The following is a 26,892-nucleotide window of genomic DNA, read 5'->3' on the forward strand; positions in this document are numbered from 1 at the left end:
GCACCGTTTCATGCCGCCTGAACGGGCGGCCGATCACACATCCCCAGGGGAAATCGATGTTCAAAAACCTGTTCGTCACCAAGCCGGTGGAGCCCGCCGGGCACGTGGATGCCGGCGAACCCGTCGAGGGCTCGCTCCAGGGGGAGATGGACCTCAAGCGCGTTCTCTCTGCCCGGCACCTGCTGCTGCTCGGCGTCGGCGCGATCATCGGTGCCGGCATCTTCGTGATGACAGGACAGGCCGCGGCCAATCATGCCGGCCCGGCAGTGATGCTCAGCTTCGTGCTCGCCGGCATCGCCTGCGCGTTCGCGGGTCTGTGCTATGCCGAATTCGCCTCGATGATCCCCGTCTCCGGCAGCGCCTACAGCTACACCTACGCGACGCTGGGCGAGCTGGTGGCATGGTTCGTCGGCTGGACGCTGGTGCTCGAATACCTGTTCGCCGTGTCCACCGTGGCGGTCGGCTGGTCGGCCTATGCGATCAGCCTGCTGGAGTCGATCGCGCACGCGCTCGGCAGCGGCTGGCGTTTCCCGGCGCTGTTCGCGTCCGCGCCGATCGCCTACGCCAACGGCCAGTTCACTGCCACCGGCGCGCTGTTCAACCTGCCGGCGGTGCTGATCGTCGCCGCGGTGGGCTACCTGTGCTACGTGGGCATCCGCCAGTCGGCCAACGCCAACGCGATCATCGTGGCGATCAAGGTCGTGGTGATCCTGGCGCTGATCGGTTTCGGCTCGCAGTATGTCAATCCGGACAACTGGTCGCCGTTCATCCCGGCCAACGAAGGCGGCGACCGCTTCGGCTGGCCCGGCGTGCTGCGCGCAGCGTCCATCGTGTTCTTCGCCTACATCGGCTTCGATGCGGTTTCCACCGCGGCGCAGGAAGCCAAGAACCCGCAGCGCGACATGCCGATCGGCATCCTGGGTTCGCTGGTCGTGTGCACGATCCTCTACATCGTCGTCTCGGCGGTGCTGACCGGCCTGCTGCCGTATCCGCAGCTCGGCACGGCCAAGCCGGTGGCGACCGCACTGGAGGCCTACAAGTCGCTGGGTTGGCTGAAGTTCGCGGTCGAGATCGGCGCGGTTGCCGGCCTGACCTCGGTGATCCTGGTGATGCTGATGGGCCAGGCGCGCATCTTCTTCGCCATGTCGCGCGACGGCCTCATGCCAAAGTTCCTGGGCGCGGTGCACGCAAAACACCACACGCCGCACAAGGCGACGATGCTGGTCACGCTCGTGGCGCTGACGCTGGCCGCCTTCTTCCCCTTGAGCGTGCTTGGCGACCTGGTGTCGATGGGCACACTGATCGCGTTCGCCACCGTCTGCATCGGCGTGCTGATCCTGCGCCGTACCCGCCCGGACCTGCCGCGTGCGTTCCGCGTGCCGTTCGCACCGGTGATCTGCCTGCTGGGCGCGGCCTCGTGCCTGGCACTGGTCGGCTTCATGGGCTGGTACAACTGGGCGCTGCTGGCGCTGTGGACCGCAGTCGGGTTCGCGATCTACTTCAACTACAGCTACCGCCACAGCAAGCTGCGGCAGGGCTGAGCCGCACGACACGAAGGGCCGACGACGAACTCGCCGGCCCTCTTCGTTTCCACTCATGCAATCAATCCGCCGGCGCAACGCGCCGCGGCCACAGGACTTCCACATGCTGCAGCGACTGCTTGCGACCAAGCACCCCCACGCCAGCCACGCCGACGCCGAAGGCCTGAGCCTGCACCGCACGCTCGGCCCGTGGGGACTGACTGCGCTGGGAATCGGTGCGGTGATCGGCGGCGGCATCTTCGTCATCACCGGGCAGGCCGCGGCCAATCACGCCGGTCCGGCGATCATGCTGTCGTTCGTGCTGGCGGCCATCTGCTGCGCGTTCTGCGCGCTGGCCTATGCCGAGTTCGCGGCGATGGTGCCGGTATCCGGCAGCGCCTACACCTACACGTACGCGACGCTGGGCGAGCTGGCCGCTTGGTTCATCGGCTGGATGCTGGTACTGGAGTACGGCGTTTCGGCGTCCGCGGTGGCGGTGAGCTGGACGGGCTACTTCCTCAGCCTGCTGGAACACTTCCACATATACCTGCCGAAGGCACTCGTCAGTGCGCCCATCGACGCGCAACTGCGGCCGACCGGCGCCATCGCGAACCTGCCCGCCGCGGCCATCGTGCTGCTGCTGACCTGGGTCTGCTACATCGGCATCCGCAAGTCGTCCGCCATGAACATGGCGATGGTGGTGCTGAAGACCGGCCTGATCCTGCTGGTGATCTTCGCCGGCTGGCAGTACGTCGATCCGGCCAACTGGCAGCCGTTCATCCCGGCCAACGAAGGCCCCGGCAAGTTCGGTTTCGAGGGCGTGCTGCGCGGCGCGGCGCTGGTGTTCTTCGCCTACATCGGCTTCGAGGCGGTGTCGGTGGCGGCGCAGGAATCGCACAAGCCGCAGCGCGATTTGCCCATCGGCATGCTGCTGTCGCTGGTCATCTGCACCGTGCTGTACATCGCGATGGCCGCGGTGATGACTGGCCTGGTGCCGTTCACCGAACTCGGCACCGCGGAGCCCGTCGTGACCGCCGTGGCTGCGCATCCGCAGCTGGGCTGGCTGCGCATCGTGGTGGAGATCGGCGCGCTGATCGGACTGTCTTCGGTGGTGCTGGTGATGATCATCGGCCAGCCGCGCATCTTCATGATCATGGCGCGCGACGGCCTGCTGCCCCCGATCTTCACCAGGATCCACCCCGAGTACCGCACCCCGCACATCAACACGGTGATCACCGGCATCGGCATCGCCGTGCTGGCGGCGTTGTTCCCGCTGGACGTGCTGGGCGAACTGACCTCGATGGGCACGCTGATCGCGTTCGCCGCGGTCTGCGCCGGCGTGCTGATCCTGCGTCGCACGCAGCCCGACCTGCCGCGTCCCTTCCGCATTCCGTTCGCCTGGTTCGTCTGCCTGGCGGGCATCTTGAGCTGCCTTGCGCTGCTGTCGACGATGACCGCGCACAACTGGTTCCTGATGGTGGTGTGGACGGCGGTCGGCTTCCTGATCTACTTCCTCTATGGGTACCGCCACAGCCGGCTGCGCAAGTAAGCGCGGCCCGCTGATCGGGACCGTGACATGAGCAGGCGGAACCTTGGCGTGCTTGCGCTGGTGTTCGCCAGCGCCGTGCTGGCGCTGGTTGGCGGTGGATCGTTCCTGGAATGGTCGCTGCCGGGCGGCCTGCCGCTCGGCAACGCGATCGCGGCGGCGGGGTTGTGCGCCCTGGCCGGCATGGCGGTGGTGATTGCCCTGCCCGGCTCGCCTGCGCGGCTGGTGGCGTGGCTTGCGTTGCTGGCCTGCGTGGCGTGGCTGCCGGCCTCGGTGGCCCTGGCCGGCAACCTCTCGCTCAACTTCACCTGGTCGCGTGGCATCACCTGGATGTGGCTCACGCTGGGCACGCTGGGTGTCAGCGTGGTGGCACTGGCCTGGGCCGTGATTGCGCGGTTCATTGCATCGCGGCGCAAGACGGCGGAGGCCTGATCGCGCGCCTCATCGGCCGCGTCCGGTCAACCGCCCACGCGGCGCTCGCGTTTCGCGTTCACCGCTTCGGAGCGCGGGGCTTCTTCCGGCGGCGCTTCCCAGCCGAATACGCTGCGCCCTCCGTATGCGTGCGACATGCGGCGTTCTTCGGCGATGTAATCCTCGACCGACTGTCCCATCGCATCGCGCTCAAGCTGTCGTGCCTGAGCGTCCAGCCGTTTCAACGCTTCCAGCTGCTCCTCACGACCGAGCTTCGCGTTATGGACGGCGCGCTTGAGCACGCCGATGGTGTGGTCGTACACCTTGGTCGGCACCGGAAACGGGTGACGGTCCTTGCCGCCGTGCGCCAGCGAGAAGCGCGCGGGGTCGCTGAAGCGGCAGGGAGCGCCGTGCATCACTTCCGCCACCATCGCCAGCGAACGCACCGTGCGTGCGCCTACACCGGGCACCTGCAGCAGCTCGGCGAAATCGAGCGGACCGCGCTCGGCGGCCGCGGCCAGGCTTCCGTGCAGCCGTCGTGCGACGACGTCGCCCGCCTGCACCTCATGGCGATCCGGCATGACCAGATGCGGCAGCAGTTCAAGTTGCGGCGCCGGTTCCACCGCCGTCGCCACCGCGTCACGACCTTCGATGCGCGACAGTTCGCGCAAGATGCCGTGCGGCCCCAGCGTGCGCAGCAGGTCCAGCTGCGCGTCACGTGAACGCGCCGCGCGCCGGTCGGCGAGATTGACGATGCGCCCCTGCCCCGGACCCTCGATGGCCGCATGCGGCGAATCGACGAAGCTGGTCAGGCCCTCCGAGAGCCAGTGATATCGCCGCGCCTGCTTGCGCCCGCCGTTCATGCCCTGCTGCACGACCACCCATCGCCCGTCGTCGCTGACGATGAACCCGTGCAGGTACAGATCGAACCCGTCCTGCACTGCCGCGCTGTCCACTTTGGCGACCATGCGGCTGGCCTGTGCCAACGCCACGCCATTCAGTCCGACGCGCTCGCCGACCGCCAGCAGTTCGGCGGGCGTCGCGCGCGAATGCCGCCCTCGACCGCCGCACACGTGCAGGCCCAGTTCGCCCGACAGTGGCGTCAGGCCACGCTTGAGCGCGCCAATCACGCTGGTGGTGATGCCGGATGAATGCCAGTCCATGCCCATGACAGCCCCGAAGGACTGAAACCAGAACGGATGCGCCAGGCGACGCAGCAGTTCGTCGCGACCATAGGTGTGGACGATGGCTTCGCACACGACCGCGCCCAACCGAGTCATGCGGTCGGCGAGCCAGCGCGGCACGCGACCTCCGTGCAACGGCAGGTCGGCGCTTCCTGAACGTTGCGACATGACGGACTCCAGCAGAACGGCGTCCAGCATGCCGCCGCGCAGTCTCAACCGCTGAGACGTGCCTATGCCCGCGCTCGGATCCGGCTCCCAAGGCCCAAAGAAACGCCGGCGGTCATGGCCGCCGGCGCTTGATGGATCTGAGGGGCGATCAGATCAGAACACGTAGCCCACGCCGACCCGGAAGATCGGCTGGTCGCCCTGCGAGGCGGACATGCCGGCGTTGAAGTTGACATGGCCGTCATCGCTCCAGCGCGACACGCCCACGCCCAGCGCGGCTTCACCGCGATAGCTTGCAACGCCGGCGTTCACGGCCGTATGCCCGGGCACGTACGGCGTGACGTTGACCAGGGCCGACGCCGCCGCGATACCGCGATTTGCCTGGCGGTCGACCTCGTCGATCGCGCGGCCCAGATCGTTCCACACGTCGTTGATCCGCTGGTCCGTGTAGCTGTTGGCCTGCGACAGCACCGTGCTGTTGCCCTGCGCCAGTCGGGCATTGAGCTGGGCCACGTTCACCGCATCCGTGTCCGCGCTGCCGGCCGCCACGTTGACCACCTGGCGCTCGGCGCCAGCGGATCCCACCGACACCGTGTTCGTACGGTCGGCGACGCTATTGGCGCCCAGGGCAACCGCGCCGTCGGCGCTCGCCGTCGCATTCGCACCGGCGGCGACGCTGCCGCGCCCCGTTGCCTTTGCTTCGTCCATGGCGACGCCCGACGAGCTCGCCGAACTCATGTCCTTGCTGTTGCTGATATCCGAATCGCCGCGCCCGTCGAAGTAGGGCTGGCGCGCCTGCTCGATGCTGGTCACGCGGTTGTCGATGTTGGTCACCTGGCTCTGCAGGCTGTCGCGCAGCGCGGCGATCTGGCCGCCGTTCACCGCGTCGCGGCTGCCGACCGCGATCGCGCCGTCGCGCACGTTGGTCAACAGCGTGCCGCCCGAACCGCCAAACGTGACCACGCCACGATCCGAAGCGGCGTCGTACACCACCGCGTCCAGCGCGTTGCCGCCGCCGTCGACCAGGCCGGTAGCTTTCAGCTGGCCCAGGTTGACCGCCTCGTCGTCCTGCGTCGCGTCGGCGACGTTCTTCAGCTTCACCTTCTTCGCCGCGCCCTTGCCGCCCAGCGTGACGCTGTCCTTGTCCGCGCTGTCGTAGACCACGGCGTTCATGGCGTCACCGTTTTCGTCGATCAACCCGGTCGCCTTCAGCTGAGAGACGTTCACCGCGTCGTTGTCGGCGGTACCCGCCGCAACCCCCGTCAGCTTGCGTTCGCCTGCCGTGCCGGTGAAGGACACCTCGGTGCCATCCGTGTTCTTGCCTACGGTAAGCCTTTCGCCCGGCGCCGCCTGCTGCACCAGACCGATGGTGCCGGTGCTGAGATTGGTGATGTTCTGCTGGAGGTTTGCGATGTCGGCGGTGTTGGCGTAAATGCGGCCATCGAGATTGGTGATGGCGTCGCCGACGTTGTCGACTGTGGCCGTAGAGCCATCGACATTGGTCACGACGTAGGTTGGCGCCGACAGCGAACCATCCGCCTGCACCACGGAGCCGCCACCGAGCGCGTCGGCGACGCTCTGCGCGCTCGCCTTGAGCTGCGCGACGTTGACGGCATCGGTGCCTTGCGATCCGCTGGCGACGTTGACGATCTGGCGCTCGGCCCCGGCGCTGCCCACCGAGACGGTGTTGGCACGATCGGCCACCGAGCGGCGACCGATCGCGACCGCATCCGTGCCGGTTACCGTGGCGCCCGAACCGATCGCGATGCCGCGACCTGCGGCGGCATCCACGAAGGCCATGTTGCCAAGCGCGAAAGAGCCAATGCCCTGAGACTGGGCCATGAAGCCGATGGCCAGCGACTGCTGGCCGGACGAAAACGACTGGCTGCCGATGGCCGTCGAGTCCTGCCCGGTCGCCCTCGTCCACGGGCCCACTGCGGTGCTGAAGCCGTTCGACGCCATGGCCCCATCGCCCAGCGCGACACTGCTCTCGCCCGAGGCGGAGGCCGAATAGCCCAGCGCGACGCTCCTGCTGCCGATGGCACGCGCGGTGTCACCCAGCGCGACCGCGCGGGCAGCGCCGGCTCCCGCATTGCGGCCGACCGCCATGGCGCCTGCGAAGCCACCGGTACTCGCGTCGTCGCTGCCGTCGTTGGCGCCGACGACCTTCAGGTAGCGGCTGGTCAGCGCGGTGCGGGCGTCGAGCGAGCCCAGCGCGGTGTCGACTCGCGCGAACGCGCTGTCCACGCCCGCTACGGTACCGCTGGTACCGCTGATGGCATTGGCATTGCCCAGCAGGTAGTTCGGACCCGACAACGTGCCGTCGACATTGAGGGCCGCGCCACCGCCCAGCGCAGTGGCGACGCTTTGCCCGGTCGCCTTCAGCTGCGCGAAGTTGACCGCATCAGCATCCAGCGTGCCGGCGGCCAGATTGCGGATGTAGTGGTTGGACATGGACAGCGAGTCGTAGGCCGTCAGCCCGCCGCTGCCGACAAGCAGCTTGTCCACGCCGCCGGCACCAAGGCGCACGGTATCCGGGTCGGACACGGTCACGTACCCGCCCGCCTGCCCGGCAGCGTCGTAGGCCACCAGCGCGGCCTGGGTGCCGCCGGCACCGCTGTCGCAGGTTGTCGCGTCGGTGACGACTGAACCGGGCGCGGTGGAGCTAAGGCAGCTGGAATCGTTCCCTAGGATGCCGGCTTCGTAGGAGTTGGCTTGCCCCGCATGCGCGAAGCCGCCCAATCCGGCCGCCACGGCCAAGGCAACCGCGCCGGCCAGCACGCGACGCGAACCCTTGCCGCTTGCCGTGGCCAGTTCGGATGCGACCACCCAGCGCTGGGTCGCGCGGTTCCAGACGATGCGATGGATCTTGTTCATTGCCGACTCCAGGAAAGGAAAAGGGGCGGCGCCCCGATGGACGGAAATGCTAGGAACCGGCGGGTTTGCCCAATATCAGATGCGTCCGAAAACAAGCGCCTCAGTTCGCTGAACCGGGCTTTTCGGATTCGTCCTAGTCACTTCGGCAGATCAGGAAAACCGCCGCGTCGCCATGCAGGTCCGGCCGCTCCCCTTCGCCGGGTCATACCGGCATCACGACCTGTCACGAACCCGCGACCGGCCGCCATCGGGCGGGTCCGCTACACTTCCCGGATGGATACGCAGCCCCCCTACGATCCCCAGCGTCTGGCCCACTGCGCCGGCGAGATCATCGTCAACGTCCGCGAGTTGTCCGCGCTGGGCTGGACGCCGGCCACCAGCAGCAACTTCTCGCGCCGCATGGATGATCGCCACGTCGCGATCACCGTCTCCGGCCGCGACAAGGGCCGGCTCACCGAGGCCGACATCATGGTGGTCGACCTGGAAGGCCAGCCGGTTGCCACCAGCCAGAAGTCTTCCGCCGAAACCCTGCTCCACACCCAGCTGTACAAGCGCTACCCGGATATCGGCTGCGTGCTGCACACCCATTCCAGGGTGCAGACGGTGGCCTCCCGCCTGTACGCGGGCTCGGGCCACGTGCACCTGGAAGGCTACGAACTCTTGAAAGCCTTCTCGGGCAACACCACCCACGAGATCAGCGTCGAGCTTCCAGTGCTGCCCAACAGCCAGGACATGCACACGCTGGCCGCGCAGGTGGACTGCCTGCTCGACCGCCAAGCCATGTGGGGCTATCTGATCGACGGGCACGGGCTGTACGCCTGGGGCCGCGACATGCCGGAAGCCCGGCGTCACCTGGAAGCATTCGAATTCCTGCTCGGCTGCGAGCTTGAACTGAGGAGACTGCAGCGATGAGCCGCCTGCGCATCTTTACCGAGACCGACACCACCACCCCGCGCCTGATCACCTCGGACCACGCCGAGATGGCGCGCGAGCTGGCGAAGATCGGCGTGACCTTCGAGCAATGGCAGGCCAACGCACCGGTCGCGCCGGGGGACGCGCCGGAAAGGATCATGGAGGCCTACCGCGCCGACATCGACCGGCTGGTCCGCGAGCGCGGCTTCAAGACGGTGGACGTGGTCAGCATCGCGCCGGACAACCCGCAGCGCGAGGCCATGCGGACCAAGTTCCTGGACGAGCACTTCCACAAGGAAGACGAGGTGCGCTTCTTCGTTGCCGGCTCGGGCCTGTTCACCCTGCACGTCAACGACGAGGTGTACGAGGTGAAGTGCGAGCAGGGCGACCTGATCGCCGTGCCCGACGGCGCCAGGCACTGGTTCGACATGGGTCCGGAGCCGAGCTTCGTCGCCATCCGTTTCTTCACCGAGCCCGATGGCTGGGTCGGCCACTTCACCGGCACCGACATCGCCCAGCGCTATCCGCGCTACGAAAAGGGCCAAGCCGGCTGAGACAGGAACGAGTGGGAGAGAAACGAGGAACGAGAGGAAAGGCTCGATCCCGCTCCGACGCTCGCGCCTTCCGTCCCTCGTTCATCTGATTTCGTTGCTCTCCAGCGCATGACCGTCAAAGCCATCCTCACCGACATCGAAGGCACCACCAGCAGCATCTCGTTCGTGAAGGACGTGCTGTTTCCGTACGCGCGGCGCGCCCTGCCCCGCTTCGTCGCCGCGCGCGGCAAGGAACCGGCGGTGCGCAAGTGGCTGGACGCGGTGGCGACCGAGAACGGCGGCATGTGCGACGACGCGATGATCGTCGAAGTGCTGCAGGGCTGGATCGACGAGGATCGCAAGCACACCGCGCTGAAGGCGCTGCAGGGCATGATCTGGGCGGACGGCTACAACAGCGCCGATTTCACCGCGCACATCTATCCCGACGCCGCGCCGGCGTTGCGCGCGTGGCACGCGGCCGGGCTGCCGCTGTACGTGTATTCGTCCGGAAGCGTGCCTGCGCAGCGCCTGTTCTTCGGTCACAGCGACGCGGGCGACCTGACCCCGCTGTTCTCCGGCTGGTTCGACACCGAGGTGGGCGGCAAGCGCGAGGCGCAGAGCTACCGCAATATCATCGAGTCGATTGGGCTTCCGGCAGGCGAGGTCCTGTTCCTATCCGACGTGGTCGAGGAACTCGATGCGGCGCGCGAAGCGGGCCTGCAGACGGCGCTGATCGATCGACGTGAGGATTACGCGCAGCCGCGCGAGGGCGATGCGGCGCATGGGCACGAGCGGGTGGAGTCCTTTGCAGACCTCGTGATCTGCTGACCTGGGCGGCGGCATCGAGCCCCACCAGCGGGCTTTGGCTGAAAGCCCCTCCCCCATCGGGAGAGGGGTTGGGTTGAGGGTCGGGATGTGCGATGTGCGATGTGCGAGCTTGGCTCACGTTCCTTGAACGAGCAGCGCTAGCCCCTCTTCCGCCCCTTCGGGGCACCTTCTCCCACAAGGGGAGAAGGGGGCACGACGATCTGGAACGATTCGTCCGTCGTAGAGATCTCCCATCTGCCGCATCACCGGCAAGCCGTGAGCGACACGCTCACGCGTGGATCTTCTCGCCTCGCTCCAGCATCTCCACGAACTTCTCCACCCTCGCCTGCTTCGTCTCCGGCCTCTTCGCGGTGTGCACACGCCAGCAGAAGGCATAGCGGTTCGTCGCGTTGAGCGCCTCGAAGGCCTTTCGCGCCTTCGCGTTCTTCTTCAGTGCCGCGGCCAATTCCGGCGGCACGTCCATGGCACTGGCGGCGTGGTAGGCGGCTTCCCAGCGGCCGTCCGCCTTCGCCCGCTCCACTTCGCGGAGTCCAGCCGGTTGCATCCGCCCGGCCTTCATCAGCTTCTCGATGCGCGCGACATTGAGCTTCGACCACAGGCTGCGCGGCTTGCGCGGCGTGAAGCGCTGCAGGAAGTACTGCTCGTCGCAGGCGCGCTTGAGGCCATCGATCCAGCCGTGGCACAACGCGACGTCCAGCGCGTCGGAGTAATTTACGGAAGTGACGCCCTGGTCCTTCTTCGCGATCTTCAGCCACAGGCCCGGCGCGTCATGGTGCGCGGCCAGCCACTTCTCCCACGCCAACGCATCCTTGAAGAGCTTGATCGGCAGGTCGGTGGGCAGTTCGGCGGCCATGGCGCTTACTCCTGTACGTCGTCCAGACGATAACGCGTCTGCGCGCGTTGTTCCCCCTGCCAGTGGTCGAAAGCGCGCACCTCGATGCGGTGCTCGCCCGGCGCAAGGTCCGTCGGCAAGGTGCCGCGCCACAAATGCGTCGACGCGTCCGCCTCGGGCGAGCGGTCGTAGCCACGCAACTGTCCGGCGCTATCGTCGGCGATGTTCTCCGCGACAAGGCGCGGGTCGGGCTGTTCGACACGCTTCATCGATTTCCAATCGCCCTCGTCGATGCGGTATTCGACGCGAGTGTCCGCCTGGCCCATGTAGACGTTGGCGTAGACGCCGAATGCCGGCCAGGCGCCGCGCCTGAGCACCTTCGGCGCGTGCAGGCCGATGGCATCGTCATCCGGGCTGCGCGCCACCTGGTAGCTCAGCGCGTAAGCGCCATCCGGTTTCACCGTGATCCACGCATAACCGTTGGGCGTGCCGTCGCTCATGGTGGTGTCCGGAATGCCCTGTGCGTCCTTCACGCCGGACCAGAAGGCTCCGCAGGTCGCGCCCACGTTGTATTCGTGCAGCGGCTTCGCGCCATGCCAGCCGGTGGACGCGTCGTGGTACCAGTGTCGCTGGTTGTGCGTGTGCGCGCTGAGCAGCAGCACCTGCGTGTGGTCCTGCAACAGCGCAAACAGGCGTTCGCGATCGGCGCGGCGGAACGTTTCCACACCCGGCACCGGATCGAAGAACGGGATGTGCACGGAGATCACCACGCGGCGATCCTTGGGCAGCGTGGCCAGGTAGGCCTGCAGGAACGCGAACTGATCCTCGCGCAGGCCGCCGACATAGGATGGCTTGCGGCCCGGCTGGTACACCACATCGTCCAGCACGATGAAGCTGGCCTGCGGCTCCTCCCATGCATAGGTGTCGGGCCCGAACACGTTGCGGAACGTGAGCAGCGCGTCTTCGTCGCGCGTCGCATCGAAGTCGAGATCGTGATTGCCCGGCACGTGCAGCCACGGCACGCCCAGCGTGGCGGTGACGCGGTTCATGTCGGCATAGAGGGTCAGATCGTCATTGACGATGTCGCCCAGGCTCAGGCCAAGCCGTGCGTCATGCCGCCCGGCAAGCGGCTGCACGATGTCGCGCTCGTAATAGCCGACGTCGGTGCGGCTCTTGGGCTGCGGGTCGCCGAACACCAGCATGCGCAGGTCGCCCTTGGTCATGCGCTGACCACGCAACGGAAAGTCATGGCTTGTCGCCGCAGGAGTTGCCGCGATGCCGCCATAGCGGAGCGACGGCGAGCCCTGCGGAAATACGTGATGCCAGAACTCCGGCAGGCCGTTCCGGCCGCTGGGGACGGCGTGCGTCGGCGGCTTGATCACGAACAGCGTGGTGCCCTGCGCCACAGGCAGCGTGTATCGGCCCTGCGGGTCGGTGATCGCCAGCTCGCGGCCGTTCGACACCTTGATTCCGGGAATGCCGCGCTCGCCTTGATCGCGCTGGCCGTTGCCGTTGCGATCCTCGAACACGACGCCCGTCGCCTGCGAAGGCGCTTGTGCGGATGCCGCAGCGGAGCAGACGAGCAGGCACAGCAAGGCCGGGGACAACAAGCGGTTCATGGCGGTTCGCGCGAGGATCGGTCGCGCGATTATCCGGAGCTTTCCTGACGATCGGAAGCGCGTGGGGAGGCGGGATCAGTGCCCCGCGTGGCGCTCCCGCAACAGCGACTCGATGTCCGCCAGCCCCAGGCCGCGCGCACGCAGCAATACCAGCAGGTGGTACAGCAGGTCGCCGGCCTCGCCGAGCAGTTCACGTTCGTCCTGCGCCACCGCGGCCAGTGCCGTTTCCACGCCCTCCTCACCCACCTTCTGCGCGATGCGGCGAATGCCGCCGTCGAACAGGCGCGTGGTGTAGCTGCCCGCCGGCCGTTCGCGTTCACGCGTGGCGATCAGCGCATCGAGATCCTGCAGGAATGACCCCTTGGCAACTTGCGCAGACGCGCCAGGAAAGCAGCTGTCCCGCCCGAGATGGCATGTGGGCCCGTGCGGACGGGCCAACACCAGCAGCGTGTCGGCGTCGCAATCGGCCTCCACCGAGACCAGGTCCAGGTAATGGCCCGACGTCTCGCCCTTGGTCCACAGACGCTGGCGGCTGCGGCTGTAGAAGGTCACGTGGCCGCTGCGTAGCGTGGTCTGCAATGCCTCGGCATTCATGTAGCCCAGCATCAGCACGCGCAGCGTGTCGGCGTCCTGCACCACGACCGGCAGCAGGCCGCCCTGCTTCTCCCAGGCGAGAGAGTCGAGCGACGTCAGTTCAGCCTGCATCGCGCACCTCGATACCCTGCGCACGCAGGTCGCGCTTGAGCTGCGGAATCGGAACGGCGCCGGAGTGGAACACGCTGGCGGCCAGCGCAGCGTCCACATCGGCTCGCATGAACACTTCGGCGAAATGCGCGATGGCGCCTGCGCCACCCGATGCCACCAGCGGCACTTCGCAACGCTCGCGTACCGAAGCAAGCTGCTCGATGTCGTAGCCGCTGCGCACGCCGTCGCTGCCCATGCAGTTGAGCACGATCTCGCCCGCGCCGCGCTGCTGCGCTTCGACCACCCAGTCGAGCGTGCGGCGCGCAAGGGCTCGCGTCCGCGTCGGATCGCCGGTGTACTGGCGCACGCGCCACTCACCGTCCTCATCGCGCAGGCTGTCGACGCCAACGACCACGCATTGCACGCCGAAGGCGTCGGCGATTTCGCCGATCAGTTCGGGCCGCTCCAGCGCAGGCGTGTTGATCGAAATCTTGTCCGCTCCCGCATGCAGCACGGCACGTGCGTCGTCCACCGAACGGATGCCGCCGGCCACGCAGAACGGAATGTCGATGGCGCGCGAAACGCGCTGCACCCACTCGCGATCGACACTTCGGCCTTCGGGACTGGCCGTGATGTCGTAGAACACCAGTTCATCGGCGCCCTCGTCGCGATAGCGCAAAGCCTTTTCGATGATGTCTCCCATGTCGACGTGGTCGCGGAATCGCACACCCTTCACCACGCGGCCATCGCGTACGTCCAGGCAGGGAATGATGCGGCGGCTCAGCATGCGCCCGCCTCCGCGAGTGCATCGCGCAGATCGAAGCGTCCGTCCAGCAACGCCTTGCCGAGTACGGCGCCGGCGCAGCCCGCCGCGCGCGCGGCGCGGACGTCGTCGATGTCGCGGATGCCACCGGACGCCTGCAGCGCGAGCTGTGGCGCGGTTTCGCGGACCAGGCAGTAGAGGTCCAGGTTGGGGCCGGACAACATGCCGTCACGCTCGATGTCGGTGCAAAGGAGGTGACGCAATCCGGCGTCAGCGTAGCGCCGGAGCATCGGGATCAGCTGGACGCCGCTGGCCTGCGTCCAGCCGGACACGGGCAACTGCCATTCACCGGCCGCATCCTTGCGCGCATCCAGCGCCACGGTGATCCGGTCCGCGCCGAAGGTTTCGATCCAGCCCGCGACGATGTCCGGTGCGCGCACGGCCAGCGACCCGACCACCACCCGCTGCGCACCTGCATCGAGGATCGCGGACACGTCATCCTGCGAGCGCACGCCGCCGCCGGTCTGTACGAGCAGGCCGGTCGTCTGCCGGATGCGCTGCAGCAACGGCGCCAGCGTATAGCCGCCCGCCCGCGCCGCATCCAGGTCGACCAGGTGCAGCCAGCGCGCGCCGGCCTCCGCATAGCGCTGTGCGAATTCGAGCGGATCGTCGCCGTAGCGCGTTTCCTGCGCGTAATCGCCCTGGCGCAGCCGCACCACGCGACCGTCGCGCACGTCGATGGCGGGATACGGTTCGAATGCGGTCGGCATGACGCGACGCGGGAGGTTCCAGCAACTGCTCATGCCAAACGCTCCGAAAGGAAGTTCCGCAACAGGCGCGCTCCCACAGATGCGGACCGTTCCGGGTGGAACTGTGCGCCCCAGCAGCGATCGCGCCGGACCACTGCGGCGAAACGCTCGCCATGCTCACTGGTGGCCAGGGTGTGCTCGCTGACCGGCGCGGCATAGCCATGCACGAAGTACGCGTGCTCGCCGTCCCCGATGTCCCTCAGCAGCGTGTCGTCGCGGCTGCGATGCAGGGTGTTCCAGCCCATGTGCGGCACGCGCAAACCGGGGCCACCGGCCATCTTGCGCACCTTTCCCGGAATCAGGCCGAGGCATTCCACATCGCCCTCTTCCGACGAATCGAACAGCAACTGCATGCCCAGGCAGATGCCCAGCAGCGGCTGGCGCAGCCCGCGGATCAGCTCGACCAGATTCAGCTCGCGCAGTCGCGCCATGCCGGCTGGCGCCGCACCCACGCCGGGGAGGATCACGCGATCGGCCGCACGGATCGCGTCGGGCTCCGCGGTAAGACGAGCGTCCACGCCGAGGCGTTCGAGGGCATAGCGCACAGAGCCGATGTTGGCACCGCCGGAATCGATCAGGACGACGTTCATCGTGGTGCTCCGGCGAAGCGCCTACGGAAACCTCGCACTCCCATCACAGCGTTCCCTTCGTGCTCGGCAGCTCTCGCCCTTCGCGTTTCACCGCCTGTCGCAGTGCGCGCGCTACGGCCTTGAAGCAGGCCTCGACCTTGTGATGGTCGTTGTCGCCCTGCACGCGCAGGTTGAGGTTGAGCCCGGCGCCGTCGCACAGCGAACGGAAGAAGTGCGGCACCAGTTCGGTCGGCAGGTCGCCGACGCGCTCGCGCGCGAACGCTCCGTCGAACACGAAGTACGGCCGGCCCGAGAAATCCAGCGCGGCACTGGCCAGCGATTCGTCCATCGGCAGCGTGAAGCCGTAGCGGCCGATGCCGCGCTTGTCGCCCAGCGCCTCGCGCAGGGCCTGGCCCAGCGCCAGCGCGCTGTCCTCTACGGTGTGGTGTTCGTCGATGTGCAGGTCGCCCTCGCAGCGCAGCTGCAGCGCGAGGCCGCCGTGCTTGCCGATCTGTTCGAGCATGTGATCGAAGAACCCCAGACCGGTGTGGACCTGCGGATCCGCCACGCGGTCCAGGTCGAGAACGACGCTGATGCGCGTCTCGCGCGTATTGCGGGTGACGTTGGCGGTGCGCGGCGCGTCGGCCAGTACGTGTGCAATGCCGTTCCAGTCCCAGTCGCCGCCGAACTGCTCGGTTCGCAGCTGGAATGCACGGATGCCGAGGTTGCGCGCGAACGCGTTGTCGGTTTCGCGATCGCCGACCATCGCCGAGCGCGACCAGTCGATGCCGCGATCCCGCAGCAGCGGCAGCGCCAGGCCGATGCCCGGCTTGCGGGTGGGCGCATTCTCCGCCGGCAGGCTGCTGTCGATGAGCACGTCGCGGAACGCGATGCCCTGGCTCTCGAACACCTGCATCATCAGCCGGTGCGGACCTTCGAAATCCGCCTGCGGGAAGGCATCGGTGCCCAGCCCGTCCTGGTTGGTCACCATGACGAACTGATAGCCGGCATCGCGAAGGCGCAGCATCGCGGGGATCACGCCAGGCACGAAGCGCAGTTTCTCGAAACGGTCGATCTGGAAGTCGGACGGTTCCTCGATCAGCGTTCCGTCGCGATCCACGAACAGGATGGGCGTGGCGCTCATGCCGCCTCCCCGCGCAACACGCGAAGCACGGCTGCGTTCTGTTCCGGCGTACCCAGGCTGATGCGCAGCGCATCGCCGAGCTGCGCGGCGGCGCGCATGTCGCGCACCACTACGCCCGCCGCAAGCAGCCGTTCGAACGCCGCCTGCGCATCGTCGAAGCGCACCAGGACGAAGTTCGCCTGCGATGCGTACACGCGCCTGATGCCGGGCAATGAGGGCAGCCGTTCGAGCAGGGCGTCGCGTTCGGCACGCACGGTTTGCACGCGTGTACGGGTGATCGCGGCGGAGGCAGGAGACAGCGCCTGCAGGGCCTGCTCGACGCAGCTGGCCGGCAGCGGATACGGCGCCTGGCAACGGCGCAGGACCTCGATCAGGTCCGCATCGGCGATCACGCTGCCGATGCGCGCGGCGGCCAATGCGTGCGCTTTGGACAGTGTCCGCAGCACGACGACGTTGCGGTGCCGGTCCAGCAGGCCGATGGCAGATGGCCCATCGGCGTATTCCACGTACGCCTCATCCACGACGACCAGTGCACGGCCGTCGAGCGTGCGCGCGAGCGACGCGATGTCATCCAGCGGCAGCAGCGCGCCGCTCGGATTGCCCGGCGAGCACAGGAACACCAGGCGTGCGCCCTGCCCGATCGCAGCGTCCGCGACAGCCGCGAAATCGCACTGCCATGCGCCGTCCCGCTCGCGCAGCGGCACATCGATCACGCGCGTGCCGTGCAGTCGCGCGCTCACCGCGTACATGCCGAAGGTGGGCGTGGTCACGACGATGGCATCGCCACCCGGCCGACACACGGCCCGCACCAGCAGGTCGATGCCTTCGTCGCTGCCGCGGCCGGCCAGGAGCTGCCCGGGCGCGCATCCGTAGAGCGCCGCCAGCGCGTCGCGCAGCGTCTGCGGCTGCGGGTCGGGATAGCGTCGCAGCGTGCCCGCGGCATCGGCGCCGTTGGGCCAGGGAGATTCGTTGGCGTTGAGCCAGATGCGGCCGTCCAGCTTCTCTGTGCGAGCCGAGCGATAGCCGGTGAAATCGCGCAAATCCTCGCGGACCAGCGAGAGCGGGCTGGTCGAGGCGGCGTCGGTGTCGAGCATCGCGTTCATGCCGCCACCGCCCGCAGTCGCAATGCGACCGCCTGCAGGTGCGCATCGAGGCCTTCGGCACGCGCCAGCTCAACCGCGCACGGACCGATCGCCCGGATGCCTTGCGGCTGCACTTCCTGCACGGTGATGGCGACCTGGAAACTGGCGACGTTGAGGCCGCCGCTGAAGCGGGCCGCACCGCTGGTCGGCAACACGTGATTGGTGCCGCTGCAGTAGTCGCCCAGCGCCTCCGGCGCCCAGTCGCCCAGGAAGACGGAACCGGCTGCCTGCACGCGCGGCAGCCATGCGCGCGCATCGCGCAGCGCGAGGATCAGGTGTTCGGGCGCATAGCGGTTGCTGACCTGCAAGGCCTGATCGATGGACTCCACCCGGATCGCGCTGGACGCCTGCAATGCGCGACGTGCGATGGCGGCGCGCGGCAACGCTTCCAGTTGCGCCGCGACCTGCTCCGTCACGGCGTCCAGCAGGGTGTCGTCGTCGCTGAGCAGGATCACCTGCGAGTCGGGACCGTGCTCGGCCTGCGACAGCAGATCGGCCGCCACGAACGCCGGGTTCGCACCCGCATCAGCGATGACCAGCACCTCCGACGGCCCGGCCGGCATGTCGATGGCGACACCATCCTGGTCCATCGCCACCTGGCGCTTGGCTTCGGTCACATAAGCATTTCCCGGCCCGAACAGCTTGTCGCAGCGGGGAACGCTGGCGGTGCCGTAGGCCATTGCGGCGATCGCCTGTGCGCCGCCGATCTTGAACACGCGCTCCATGCCGCAACGGCGTGCCGCGTACAGCACCGCCGGATCGGCCGTGCCGTCACGACGCGGCGGCGTGCACAGCACGATCTCGGGACAACCGGCCAGCTGAGCGGGCACGCCGAGCATCAGGGCGGTGGAGGGCAGCGGCGCGGAGCCGGCCGGCACGTACAGGCCCACGCGCTGGATCGGCCGCAGCACGCGTTCGCAACGCACGCCGGGCGCGGTATCGACCGCGTACGCGGCGGACATGCCGGCGCGGTGGAAGTCGGCGATGCGCTCGCCGGCCTCGTCGATGGCCTGGCGCAGCTCTGTCGACAATGCGGCGTCGGCCGCGGCGAATTCCTGTTCGCTCACCGCGAACTCGGCAAGCTCCAGGCCGTCGAAGCGCGCACCGTACGCACGCAGCGCGGCGTCGCCGCTGTCGCGTACCTCATCGATGATCGCGGCCACCGCGGTGGCGGTCGCGCTGGAAGTGATCTGCGCGGGTCGGCGCAGCAGTTGCGCCTGCGCCCGCGCATCGAGCGCGTTCCACTCGACACGGCGCATCAGCGTGGTCTCGGCGGCGGAGGCGCTCATGCCAGCATGCCCTCCACCGGCAGCACCATCAGCCCACGCGCGCCGGCGCGCTTGAGCTCCTCCAGGCGTTGCCAGGTCACCGCGCCGTGGCAGAGCGCCTGCAGCGCAAGGTCGTCGTTGTCGTCCAAGCGCATGACCGTCGGCGCCTCCGCGTCGGGCAGCAGCGGCAGCAGATCCGGCAGCACGCGCCGCGGTGCCTGGAACAGCAGCAGCTTGCTGTGGCGGATGCGCAACGCGCCATCGAGGCGGCGCAGCAGCAGTTCGGCGAGTTCGCCGCGCACGGAATCTAGCTCGTGCGCGGGTCCGGCCAGCACCGCCTCGCTCTCCAGGATGGTCTGCACGGGCTTGAGCTGGTTCGCCGCCAGCGTGGCACCGCTGGAGACCAGGTCGCAGATCGCGTCGGCCTGGCCCAGGCGCGGCGCGATCTCGACCGAGCCGGACAGCATCACGATGTCCGCGGCGATGCCCTGCTCCTGCAGCCACTGGCCGAGCAAGGCCGGATAGCTGGTCGCGATGCGGCGGCCGGCCAGCTGTTGCGCCCCTTGCCACTCCCAGCTGTCGGGCACGGCGATGGACAGCCGGCAGCCGCCAAAACCGAGTGCGCGCCATTCGCGGAACGTCGGTGCGGCGCCATTGCCGCCGCGCCCGCGATCCTGCTCGAGCAGCACGTTGCGGCCAACCACGCCTAGGTCGCATACGCCCTGGTCGATCAGGCCAGGGATGTCGTCGTCGCGCACCAGCAGCAGATCGATGGGCAGGCTCTCGCCGTAGCAGAACAGGCGGTCGCGGCTCTCGCGCCAGCTCAAGCCACAGGAGGCCAGCAGCGCACGGGCGGGCTCGGCCAGTCGGCCGGACTTCTGGATGGCGATGCGCAGGCGATCACGCGCCGGCGTGTTGGGGGACGGGCTCATTCGATGACTCGGTCAGTCGGCGGCGACGGGCTGGTCGCACACGCGGGAGGCAGCAATGCCGTAGCCGCCGGCGCCCCGTTCCAGGGTGCGGGCGACGCGGCCGATGGTGGTGACGCTGACCTGCGTCCGCTCGTGGATCTCGCGATACGGCACGCCCTCCTGCAGCAGGGGTACCACGCGCCAGCGGTCAGTCATGGCTTCCAGCTCAGCGGGCGTGCACAGGTCCTCGAGGAAGGCCTGGACCTCCTCCACCGTGCGCAGGCTCAGCAGCGCCGTAGCCAAGAAGGCAAGGTTGTCTTCGGCGCGTTCGGATTCGGCAGGGCGTCGCTTCATGGGCTACTGGCCAATGGGTTAATGTATTAACGTGCTAATACATTAAAGCAAGCCGCGTCGTCGGCCGTCAACCTGGCCCCGCCGCCGACCGCCCGCGTCCTGAACAAGCCGTTCACACCGTCTGGAGTGATAGTGGCGTCGACGTCACCGGCGCCCCGCGCGCCCTGGACGGTGCGCCACGAACCACGCAAGGACGCACCGCGGTCGGCGCGCGATGTCGGCCTGGATCGGTGATGCAAGGGGATGTGATGCGAAGCGGCCTGCGGTGGCTCTGCACATGGCTCGTGAGCGCCTGCCTGCTGTCGGCGGCCGCGACGGCGCGCGCGCAGGACGCCGCGCTTGTTGCCGGACCGTCGCAAACCCACCTGTCGCTGTCGCCGTCGCTGACGCATCTGTGCGACCGCGAGGCCACCCTCGATCTCGATGGCGCGGTGCAAGCCCTCGCGCAGCAGCGATTCGAGCCCCTGCCCGATGGTCGCACCACCCTCGGCTTCCGCCAGGGGGCGTGCTGGTTCCATGTGCGCGTGCTCAACCGCAACGCGGCCGAGACGCGCTGGCTGCTGATGCAGAACTTCGCACTCGCCGATCGCATGGACCTATACGTGCGGCACGCGGATGGACGGGTGGTGCACCAGGCCAGCGGCGACAGCCTGCCTTTCGAACAGCGCGCGGTCCGGTATCGCCATCCGAACTTCTGGCTGGAACTGCCGACAGGCCAGCCCGTCGATCTGTTCCTGCGCGTGCAGAGCCAGAACTCGATGCAGGTGCCGCTGACGCTGCACACGCCGCTGGCCTTCGCGGCAACGGTGCGAGATGGACAGCTGGGCATCGGCCTGTACTACGGCATCCTGATCGCGCTGTTCTTCTACAACCTCGCGCTGTGGCTGATCCTGCGCGACGCCAGCTACTTCTGGTACCTGTTCCACCTGTCGGCGTTCGGGCTGGTGCTGTTCACGCTCAACGGCCTCGGCTTCGAATACCTGTGGCCGCATTCGCCCTGGCTGGCCGACAAATCGGTACCGCTGTCGATCTGCCTGTCGCAGATCGGCGTGCAACAGTTCACCCGCGTGTTCCTGGGACTACGCCAACGCTGGCCAAGGGGCGACTTCATCAGCCGCGCGCTGATCGCGTTCTTCGTGCTGCTGGCCATCGTGTCGACCTGGCTGCCGTACCGGTTCACCTCGGCCATTACCACCACATCGGTACTGCTGAGCGTGGGCTGGATCGTCGTGGTGTCTGTGGCGGTGCTGCAGCGTGGCTACGCGCCGGCGCGCCTGTTCCTGATCGCCTGGTCGATGTTCCTGCTGGGCTCGGTGATGTTCGCGGCGATCGCCTTCGGCGCGCTGCCCAAGAACTTCTTCACCGAATACGGCGTGCAGATCGGCTCCGCGCTGGAGATGCTGCTGCTGTCGGTGGCGCTGGGACAGCGTTACGCCGCGCTTCGCAACGAGAACGAGCGGATCGTGAGCGAAGCCCGGGACCAGCTGGAACACAAGGTCGAACAGCGCACCGCCGAACTCCGCAGCGCGCTGGTGCAACTGGAGGACGCGCATGCGCGACTGCGCGAATCAAGCCAGCGCGACGCACTGACCGGCCTGCACAACCGCAGCCATTTCCGCGATCGCTTCGAAGCACTGCTGCGCCAGTCGCGCGAGCACCGGCGGCCGCTGTCGCTGCTGATGATCGACCTGGACAACTTCAAGCAGATCAACGACCGCTACGGCCATCTGATCGGCGACGAATGCCTGCGCTGGGCGGCGCGCACGCTGGGGCACGCGTTGCGCCCGCACCACGATGCGCTGCTGGCCCGATTCGGCGGCGAGGAGTTCGTCGTGGTACTGCCGGGCCTGGATCTGGCTGCCGCGACGCGCGTGGCCGAGGACCTGCGCCAGCATCTACGTGAGCAGCCGTTCCGCAGCGGGCCTCACGCCATCACGGTGACCGCCAGCATCGGCGTGCACGCCATCGAGACCGTCGCGGTGGCGGCGATCGATCCGCTGCTGCAACTGGCCGATCAGGCGCTGTATCGCGCGAAAGCAGACGGACGCGATTGCGTGCGCACGTCGCAGGTGGAGGCAGCCTGAGGTTGCCACTGACGATCGCGCCAACAGGCGGCGCGATCCGACGCGATCAGGCCCCGCGGGCAGCCGCCAGCACGGTCCCGTCGCGCACCAGCTGCACCGCCATCGCAACTTCGCCGTCGAGCGCGCGGTCGCGATCGAGGAACGGGATCGCAGCACGGATCGCGGCGTGCGCGGCGGCGATGGCGCGACCGGGCTGGAACTCATCCGCTGCGGCCAACTCGGCACGCAGGCCTTCGACCTCATCGAGGAAGGCGTCGTATTCCAGCGTTCCCGCCAGCGGACCGCCCTGCACCTTCGCGGCGAGCGCACGCGCGTCCGCGCGATCGGCCAGATCGCGTGCGGCGTTGATCATGTCGCGACGCAGGTCCAGCGCCTGCGCAGCGGTGTACAGCTCCAGCGCCAGCACCTTGCCCAGGTCCTCGGCCATCGCCAGCACATGGCGCGCCTCGTTGGCGCCCATGGACACGTGGTCCTCGGCGTTGGCGCTGGTCGGAATCGAATACACCGACGCAGGATGCGCACGGCTGGCCAGGTCGTTGACGATGGCCGCGGCGGTGTATTGCACGATCATGTGCCCGGACTCGGTGGAATCCTCGTTGCCGATCAGGAACGCCGGCAGACCGTCGTTGGTGGCCGGGTCGACCAGCTTGTTGAGGCGGCGCTCGGAAATGCTGGCCAGCACGGGAATGGCCGCCTTCACGTAGCTCATCGCCAGCGCCAGCGGCATGCCGTGGAAATGCCCGGCGGAGATCACCTGCTCCTCGACATGCGCCTTGCGCGCATCAGGGAACACGATGGGATTGTCGGTCAGCGCGTTGAGCTCGATCTCGAACACGCGCGCGGCCTGCGCCACCGCGTCGCGCACGGCGCCGTGCACCTGCGGGATGCAGCGCAGCGAATAGCTGTCCTGCGGCTGGTGCTTCTTGCCGCCGCGAAACGGACGGAAACGCGTGTAGAACTTCTCGCGACCGTGGCGCTGCGTCAGCGGCACCCAATCCCAGCCGATGTCGAAGCGCAATGTCTGCGCGGCGGGCGTATCCCAGCTGCCCGGCTGCCATGTGCGGAAACGTGGCACGAGGTGATACGGAATATCCGCCAGCGTCGAGCCTTCGAGCAACGCACGCAGGTTGGCGGCGCTGCGCACCTGGCCCGGATGCGGACGCAGCGCATGTACTTCTTCCGCGAATGCGCCCAGGCGTCCGGCGAAGGCGTCGATGGTCATGGCCGCGGCCAGGTCGGCCGTGTCGAGCAGGTCTTCCAGCTTCGCCAGCGCCAGCACGCCGCAGGCAAGCATCTGCGCAGTGCCGTTGTTGAGCGCCAGGCCTTCCTTGTACGACAGCGTGATCGGCGCCAGGCCGGCACGTCGCAGCGCTTCCGCGCCGGGCACGAGTTCGCCCTGGAAGAACGCTTCGCCACCGCCCAGCAACACGATGGCCAGGTGCGACAGCGGCGCGAGGTCGCCGGATGCACCGACCGAACCCAGCTGCGGCACCACCGGCACGATGCCGGCGTTGAGCATCGCGGTCAGCGCCTGCAACGTTTCGACCCGGATGCCGGAGTGGCCGCGCATCAGCGTGTTGATGCGGATGCACAGCATCGCGCGGACGACCTCGGGCGCGAACGGTTCGCCCACGCACACGGCATGGGTGACGATCAGGTTGCGCTGCAGTTCCTCATGCAGCGTCTCGCCGGACTTGGGCGTGCCGGGCAACTCTTCGCGCAGGCGATGGTTGCCCAGCAGACGGTCGGCGTTGCTGCCGAAGCCGGTCGAGACGCCGTAGATCGGCTCCTCGCGGCCGACCTGCTCGGCCAGGAACTCGGCCGCGCGCGCCACCGCGGGCAACTGTTCGGCGGCGAGCTCCACGTGCGCGCCATAGGCCACGTCCACCAGTTGCGCCCGCGTCAGCGAACGGCCATCGAGTCGGATCGGTTTCATCGTGTGTTCCGGTAAGTGCCTGACGCAGAGTTACGCAGATGACGCGGAAGGAGGCGCCGCACGGTCGGTATCGCGACCGGCCAGACCTTCATTGCTTGCTCGTCCGTGCCCATCTGCGGAACCTGTGTCCAAAAGAGTTCAGCGTCCCGCCAGCGCCTGTGCCTGCTCGAGCTCCACGCGCAGGGTGCCGGCCAGTTCCTCGCGCGCGACTTCGAACTGCTCCTCGCGCAGCAGGTCCTTCACCGCGACCACACCGCGGGCACGCTCGTCCTCGCCCGTCAGCACGACGAAGCGGATGCCGGCGCGCGAGGCGTACTGGAACTGCTTGCCGATCTTGCGCGGCTCCATCTGCATTTCGGTGTTGATGCCGGCCGAACGCAGGCGTCGCGCGATGTCCAGCGCATCCGGCAGCGAATCGGCATCCATCAATGCCACCATGGCCTGCACGGTGCTGCCGCTGGACTTGCCGAGCAGGCCCGCTTCGCGCAACTGCCAGAACAGGCGCGTCAGGCCGATGGAGATGCCCACGCCGGGCAGCTTCGACTTGGTGTAGTGGCTGGCGAGGTTCTCGTAACGGCCACCCGAGCAGATCGAGCCGATCTGCGGATAGTCGTTGAGCGTGGTCTCGTAGACCGTGCCGGTGTAATAGTCCAGGCCGCGCGCGATGGAGAAATTGAGCGCGTAGGCGGACTCGGGCACGCCGAGTGCACGCACCAGTTCCAGCACCTCGCGCAGTTCGGCAACGCCTTCGCGCAGCGCCTGGCTGCCCTCGCCCAGCGCATCGAGCTTCGCCATCGCATCGGCATGCGAGGTCGAACGCACCTTCACGAACTCGAGGATGCGCTCCACCGCCGCGGCATCGAGGTTGAAGCCCTCGCCCAGCAGCGTCTCGCGCACGTAGTCCTCGCCGCGCTTGTCGAGCTTGTCGACCTCGCGCAGGACCAGCGCCTGCAGCTCTCCGTCGGCCACGCCCTGCGCCTCGAAGAAGCCACGCATCAGCTTGCGGTTGTTGAGCTGGATGGTGAACGCGCCGATGTCCAGTTCGGAGAACACCGAGTGGATCACCGCCGGCAGTTCGGCGTCGAAGCGGACGCTCAGTGCGTCCTTGCCGATCACGTCGATATCGCACTGGTAGAACTCGCGGAACCGGCCGCGCTGGGCGCGCTCCCCACGGTACACGCGCTGCATCTGGTAACGGCGGAACGGGAATGCGAGTTCATGCTCGTGCTCGGCCACGAAACGGGCCAGCGGCACGGTCAGGTCGAAGCGCAGGGCCAGTTCCGGCATGCCGTCCGCGGCCTTCTCGAGCGCACCCGTGGACTGCACGAAATACACCTGGCGCTCGGTCTCGCCGCCCGACTTGGTCAGCAGCACTTCCGACAGTTCCATTACCGGCGTTTCCACCGGCAGGAAGCCGAATCGTTCGAAATTGCGGCGGATCGTGTCCAGCATGCGCTGGAAGGCGATCTGGTCCGGAGGCAACAGCTCCATGACCCCGGGCGGGGTGCGCGGCTTGATCAAGCGGAACTCCAGTGGCGACGGGTCGCAGGCGCGGCCCCGGCGCGGTCCGATGGGTGGAAAAACCGCGACAGTTTAGCGGCTGCGCCCCGGATTCCCCCAGCGACCGCTCCCGTGGCTGAAGGAAATTGCATGCGACCCCTTGCCTCGCCCCGGCCCGACTGACTAAAATTTGCGGCTCAGCAGTCGGGGTGTAGCTCAGCCTGGTAGAGCGCTACGTTCGGGACGTAGAAGTCGCAGGTTCAAATCCTGTCTCCCCGACCAACTTCCGCCGCATGCGGAACACGCTGTCACGACGACGCCGGCCTCAGCCGGCGTTTTTCGTTTCCGGGCCCGCGTCTTCACAGGTCGCCGTCGCACGGCGCGGTTCGTATCGGGCAAGATCGCGCCATCTCCAGCCGGCGACCCGCATGCCCCTGACCGTCGAACCCGTCCAGCGTAATGGCCACCCGTGCATGCGGCTGTCCGACCCCGAAGGCGCCAGCGCGGACATCAGCCTGCACGGCGCGCACGTACTGTCGTGGAAGCCTGCGCCCGCGCGCGAGTGCCTGTACCTCAGTCCCAACGCAAGCCAGGCGCCGGGTGCCGCGATCCGCGGCGGCATTCCAGTGATCTTTCCGCAGTTCGCCGGTCGCGGCCCGCTGGTCAAGCACGGTTTCGCGCGGCTGCTGGAGTGGCATTTCATTGGTGTCGAACCCACGTCCGGCAGCGATCCGGATGCCGCCGTGTTCGAACTGGGCGACAGCACGCGGACGGAAGCCTGGCCACATCGCTTCCGCGCGCGGCTGCATGTCGCGCTGGCCCCCGCCACACTGGAAGTGGGCCTGGAGCTCCTCAATCGCGACGAATCGACTTTCGGATTCACCGCCGCGCTGCACACCTACCTGCGTGTCGCGCGCCTCGCCGGCGTCGAGCTGCATGGGCTGGAGGGCACACCCTACGAAGACAGCGCGCGCAGCTCGGCCAGGATGCCGGCCAGCGCTGCGCCAGTGCGCTTCGAAGGCGAACTCGATCGCATCTACCCGCAGTCGCCGCGCGTGCTGTCGCTGCACGACGGCGAGCGGGTGCTCCAGATCGAATCCGATGGCTTCCGCGACGCCATCGTCTGGAATCCGGGCGCCACGCTCGCGGCGTCCATCGGCGACCTCGGCGCGGGTGAACACCTGCGCTTCGTCTGCGTGGAATCGGGCACGGTGATCGAGCCGGTGCAACTGGCACCGGGCGAGCGCTGGCTGGGCGTGCAGCGGTTGCGGGCCGGCTGAAAGGCGAATCCCCCTGTGTCC

General features: G+C 68.0%; 23 protein-coding genes and 1 tRNA gene. 9 read left to right on the forward strand and 15 right to left on the reverse strand.

Annotation, left to right across the window (positions count from 1 at the left end):
- Positions 1-56 precede the first annotated feature (56 nt).
- From VFE83_RS19030 to VFE83_RS19040, 3 genes are all read left to right on the forward strand, one after another.
- Positions 57-1,541, forward strand: coding sequence for an amino acid permease (locus VFE83_RS19030; protein WP_324909103.1), 1,485 nt, complete (start codon positions 57-59; stop codon positions 1,539-1,541).
- A gap of 103 nt (positions 1,542-1,644) precedes the next feature.
- Positions 1,645-3,069: an amino acid permease gene (locus VFE83_RS19035; RefSeq protein ID WP_324909105.1), complete on the forward strand. Its 1,425-nt coding sequence runs from the start codon at positions 1,645-1,647 to the stop codon at positions 3,067-3,069.
- Between the two features lie 27 nt (positions 3,070-3,096).
- The gene (locus tag VFE83_RS19040; protein WP_324909106.1) at positions 3,097-3,498 is read left to right on the forward strand and encodes a hypothetical protein; all 402 of its coding nucleotides are present in this window, start codon (positions 3,097-3,099) and stop codon (positions 3,496-3,498) included.
- A gap of 26 nt (positions 3,499-3,524) precedes the next feature.
- Here VFE83_RS19040 and VFE83_RS19045 read toward each other — a convergent pair whose 3' ends face one another.
- Both VFE83_RS19045 and VFE83_RS19050 read right to left on the reverse strand, forming a co-directional pair.
- On the reverse strand, positions 3,525-4,829 hold the full coding sequence (locus tag VFE83_RS19045) for a DUF763 domain-containing protein (protein WP_324909108.1): 1,305 nt from the start codon (positions 4,827-4,829) through the stop codon (positions 3,525-3,527).
- A gap of 153 nt (positions 4,830-4,982) precedes the next feature.
- Entirely contained in the window at positions 4,983-7,703 is a 2,721-nt protein-coding gene (locus VFE83_RS19050) for an ESPR-type extended signal peptide-containing protein (RefSeq protein ID WP_324909110.1), read from the reverse strand.
- Positions 7,704-7,976: 273 nt separating this feature from the next.
- Here VFE83_RS19050 and VFE83_RS19055 point away from each other — a divergent pair, with 273 nt between their 5' ends.
- The 3 genes from VFE83_RS19055 (at position 7,977) to mtnC (ending at position 9,976) form a co-directional block, all read left to right on the forward strand.
- Entirely contained in the window at positions 7,977-8,615 is a 639-nt protein-coding gene (locus tag VFE83_RS19055) for a methylthioribulose 1-phosphate dehydratase (protein ID WP_324909112.1), read from the forward strand.
- Entirely contained in the window at positions 8,612-9,169 is a 558-nt protein-coding gene (locus VFE83_RS19060; RefSeq protein WP_324909113.1) for an acireductone dioxygenase, read from the forward strand. Before VFE83_RS19055 ends, VFE83_RS19060 begins: the two co-directional genes overlap by 4 nt.
- A 108-nt stretch (positions 9,170-9,277) precedes the next feature.
- Positions 9,278-9,976, forward strand: coding sequence for an acireductone synthase (gene mtnC / locus VFE83_RS19065; protein ID WP_324909115.1), 699 nt, complete (start codon positions 9,278-9,280; stop codon positions 9,974-9,976).
- A 268-nt stretch (positions 9,977-10,244) separates the two neighbouring features.
- Here the strand turns inward: mtnC and VFE83_RS19070 are convergent, their stop codons facing one another.
- The 11 genes from VFE83_RS19070 to VFE83_RS19120 form a co-directional block, all read right to left on the reverse strand.
- The gene (locus tag VFE83_RS19070) at positions 10,245-10,829 is read right to left on the reverse strand and encodes a YdeI/OmpD-associated family protein (RefSeq protein ID WP_324909117.1); all 585 of its coding nucleotides are present in this window, start codon (positions 10,827-10,829) and stop codon (positions 10,245-10,247) included.
- A 5-nt stretch (positions 10,830-10,834) separates the two neighbouring features.
- Positions 10,835-12,427, reverse strand: a complete 1,593-nt coding sequence (locus tag VFE83_RS19075; RefSeq protein WP_324909119.1) for a calcineurin-like phosphoesterase family protein — start codon at positions 12,425-12,427, stop codon at positions 10,835-10,837.
- A gap of 75 nt (positions 12,428-12,502) precedes the next feature.
- Positions 12,503-13,132: a bifunctional phosphoribosyl-AMP cyclohydrolase/phosphoribosyl-ATP diphosphatase HisIE gene (gene hisIE, locus VFE83_RS19080; RefSeq protein WP_324909121.1), complete on the reverse strand. Its 630-nt coding sequence runs from the start codon at positions 13,130-13,132 to the stop codon at positions 12,503-12,505.
- Entirely contained in the window at positions 13,122-13,898 is a 777-nt protein-coding gene (gene hisF, locus VFE83_RS19085; RefSeq protein ID WP_324909123.1) for an imidazole glycerol phosphate synthase subunit HisF, read from the reverse strand. The genes hisIE and hisF overlap by 11 nt, the downstream gene beginning before the upstream one ends.
- The gene (gene hisA, locus VFE83_RS19090) at positions 13,892-14,644 is read right to left on the reverse strand and encodes a 1-(5-phosphoribosyl)-5-[(5-phosphoribosylamino)methylideneamino]imidazole-4-carboxamide isomerase (RefSeq protein ID WP_324909125.1); all 753 of its coding nucleotides are present in this window, start codon (positions 14,642-14,644) and stop codon (positions 13,892-13,894) included. The genes hisF and hisA overlap by 7 nt, the downstream gene beginning before the upstream one ends.
- A 29-nt stretch (positions 14,645-14,673) precedes the next feature.
- Positions 14,674-15,273, reverse strand: coding sequence for an imidazole glycerol phosphate synthase subunit HisH (gene hisH, locus VFE83_RS19095; protein WP_324909127.1), 600 nt, complete (start codon positions 15,271-15,273; stop codon positions 14,674-14,676).
- 43 nt (positions 15,274-15,316) lie between these two features.
- A complete protein-coding gene (hisB, locus tag VFE83_RS19100; RefSeq protein WP_324909129.1) occupies positions 15,317-16,396 on the reverse strand; it encodes a bifunctional histidinol-phosphatase/imidazoleglycerol-phosphate dehydratase HisB in 1,080 nt (359 codons plus the stop codon).
- A complete protein-coding gene (hisC, locus tag VFE83_RS19105; RefSeq protein ID WP_414674789.1) occupies positions 16,393-17,499 on the reverse strand; it encodes a histidinol-phosphate transaminase in 1,107 nt (368 codons plus the stop codon). Before hisC ends, hisB begins: the two co-directional genes overlap by 4 nt.
- Entirely contained in the window at positions 17,496-18,797 is a 1,302-nt protein-coding gene (gene hisD / locus VFE83_RS19110; protein WP_324909246.1) for a histidinol dehydrogenase, read from the reverse strand. Before hisD ends, hisC begins: the two co-directional genes overlap by 4 nt.
- A gap of 26 nt (positions 18,798-18,823) precedes the next feature.
- Positions 18,824-19,738: an ATP phosphoribosyltransferase gene (gene hisG / locus VFE83_RS19115; protein ID WP_324909131.1), complete on the reverse strand. Its 915-nt coding sequence runs from the start codon at positions 19,736-19,738 to the stop codon at positions 18,824-18,826.
- A 12-nt stretch (positions 19,739-19,750) separates the two neighbouring features.
- Entirely contained in the window at positions 19,751-20,071 is a 321-nt protein-coding gene (locus VFE83_RS19120; RefSeq protein WP_324909133.1) for a YerC/YecD family TrpR-related protein, read from the reverse strand.
- A gap of 284 nt (positions 20,072-20,355) precedes the next feature.
- On the opposite strand from VFE83_RS19120, the gene VFE83_RS19125 reads away from it, so the two are divergent.
- A complete protein-coding gene (locus VFE83_RS19125; protein WP_324909135.1) occupies positions 20,356-22,155 on the forward strand; it encodes a diguanylate cyclase in 1,800 nt (599 codons plus the stop codon).
- A gap of 46 nt (positions 22,156-22,201) precedes the next feature.
- Here the strand turns inward: VFE83_RS19125 and VFE83_RS19130 are convergent, their stop codons facing one another.
- Together VFE83_RS19130 and hisS are read right to left on the reverse strand one after the other, a co-directional pair.
- A complete protein-coding gene (locus tag VFE83_RS19130) occupies positions 22,202-24,091 on the reverse strand; it encodes an HAL/PAL/TAL family ammonia-lyase (RefSeq protein ID WP_324909137.1) in 1,890 nt (629 codons plus the stop codon).
- 138 nt (positions 24,092-24,229) lie between these two features.
- Complete coding sequence (hisS, locus tag VFE83_RS19135) at positions 24,230-25,612, reverse strand: histidine--tRNA ligase (RefSeq protein WP_324909139.1); 1,383 nt, start codon at positions 25,610-25,612, stop codon at positions 24,230-24,232.
- Between the two features lie 184 nt (positions 25,613-25,796).
- Here hisS and VFE83_RS19140 point away from each other — a divergent pair.
- Positions 25,797-25,873, forward strand: a tRNA-Pro gene (locus VFE83_RS19140).
- Between the two features lie 146 nt (positions 25,874-26,019).
- Positions 26,020-26,871 (forward strand): D-hexose-6-phosphate mutarotase, encoded by an 852-nt coding sequence (locus tag VFE83_RS19145; protein ID WP_324909141.1) that lies wholly within the window; start codon positions 26,020-26,022, stop codon positions 26,869-26,871.
- The last annotated feature ends 21 nt before the right edge of the window (positions 26,872-26,892 follow it).

Source organism: Lysobacter sp. (assembly GCF_035655815.1).
Classification (GTDB): Bacteria; Pseudomonadota; Gammaproteobacteria; order Xanthomonadales; family Xanthomonadaceae; genus Lysobacter_J.

What these genes read in the sequence shown, in the direction of transcription:
- hisH (WP_324909127.1), bottom strand. Translation starts at nt 15,273, where the DNA reads ATGAACGTCGTCCTGATCGATTCCGGCGGTGCCAACATCGGCTCTGTG.
- VFE83_RS19035 (WP_324909105.1), top strand. Translation starts at nt 1,645, where the DNA reads ATGCTGCAGCGACTGCTTGCGACCAAGCACCCCCACGCCAGCCACGCC.
- VFE83_RS19040 (WP_324909106.1), top strand. Translation starts at nt 3,097, where the DNA reads ATGAGCAGGCGGAACCTTGGCGTGCTTGCGCTGGTGTTCGCCAGCGCC.
- mtnC (WP_324909115.1), top strand. Translation starts at nt 9,278, where the DNA reads ATGACCGTCAAAGCCATCCTCACCGACATCGAAGGCACCACCAGCAGC.
- hisF (WP_324909123.1), bottom strand. Translation starts at nt 13,898, where the DNA reads ATGCTGAGCCGCCGCATCATTCCCTGCCTGGACGTACGCGATGGCCGC.
- hisA (WP_324909125.1), bottom strand. Translation starts at nt 14,644, where the DNA reads ATGCCGACCGCATTCGAACCGTATCCCGCCATCGACGTGCGCGACGGT.
- hisD (WP_324909246.1), bottom strand. Translation starts at nt 18,797, where the DNA reads ATGCGCCGTGTCGAGTGGAACGCGCTCGATGCGCGGGCGCAGGCGCAA.
- hisIE (WP_324909121.1), bottom strand. Translation starts at nt 13,132, where the DNA reads ATGCAGGCTGAACTGACGTCGCTCGACTCTCTCGCCTGGGAGAAGCAG.
- VFE83_RS19045 (WP_324909108.1), bottom strand. Translation starts at nt 4,829, where the DNA reads ATGTCGCAACGTTCAGGAAGCGCCGACCTGCCGTTGCACGGAGGTCGC.
- VFE83_RS19120 (WP_324909133.1), bottom strand. Translation starts at nt 20,071, where the DNA reads ATGAAGCGACGCCCTGCCGAATCCGAACGCGCCGAAGACAACCTTGCC.
- VFE83_RS19055 (WP_324909112.1), top strand. Translation starts at nt 7,977, where the DNA reads ATGGATACGCAGCCCCCCTACGATCCCCAGCGTCTGGCCCACTGCGCC.
- VFE83_RS19030 (WP_324909103.1), top strand. Translation starts at nt 57, where the DNA reads ATGTTCAAAAACCTGTTCGTCACCAAGCCGGTGGAGCCCGCCGGGCAC.
- VFE83_RS19070 (WP_324909117.1), bottom strand. Translation starts at nt 10,829, where the DNA reads ATGGCCGCCGAACTGCCCACCGACCTGCCGATCAAGCTCTTCAAGGAT.
- VFE83_RS19060 (WP_324909113.1), top strand. Translation starts at nt 8,612, where the DNA reads ATGAGCCGCCTGCGCATCTTTACCGAGACCGACACCACCACCCCGCGC.
- VFE83_RS19145 (WP_324909141.1), top strand. Translation starts at nt 26,020, where the DNA reads ATGCCCCTGACCGTCGAACCCGTCCAGCGTAATGGCCACCCGTGCATG.
- VFE83_RS19130 (WP_324909137.1), bottom strand. Translation starts at nt 24,091, where the DNA reads ATGAAACCGATCCGACTCGATGGCCGTTCGCTGACGCGGGCGCAACTG.
- hisG (WP_324909131.1), bottom strand. Translation starts at nt 19,738, where the DNA reads ATGAGCCCGTCCCCCAACACGCCGGCGCGTGATCGCCTGCGCATCGCC.
- hisC (WP_414674789.1), bottom strand. Translation starts at nt 17,499, where the DNA reads ATGAACGCGATGCTCGACACCGACGCCGCCTCGACCAGCCCGCTCTCG.
- VFE83_RS19075 (WP_324909119.1), bottom strand. Translation starts at nt 12,427, where the DNA reads ATGAACCGCTTGTTGTCCCCGGCCTTGCTGTGCCTGCTCGTCTGCTCC.
- hisB (WP_324909129.1), bottom strand. Translation starts at nt 16,396, where the DNA reads ATGAGCGCCACGCCCATCCTGTTCGTGGATCGCGACGGAACGCTGATC.
- VFE83_RS19050 (WP_324909110.1), bottom strand. Translation starts at nt 7,703, where the DNA reads ATGAACAAGATCCATCGCATCGTCTGGAACCGCGCGACCCAGCGCTGG.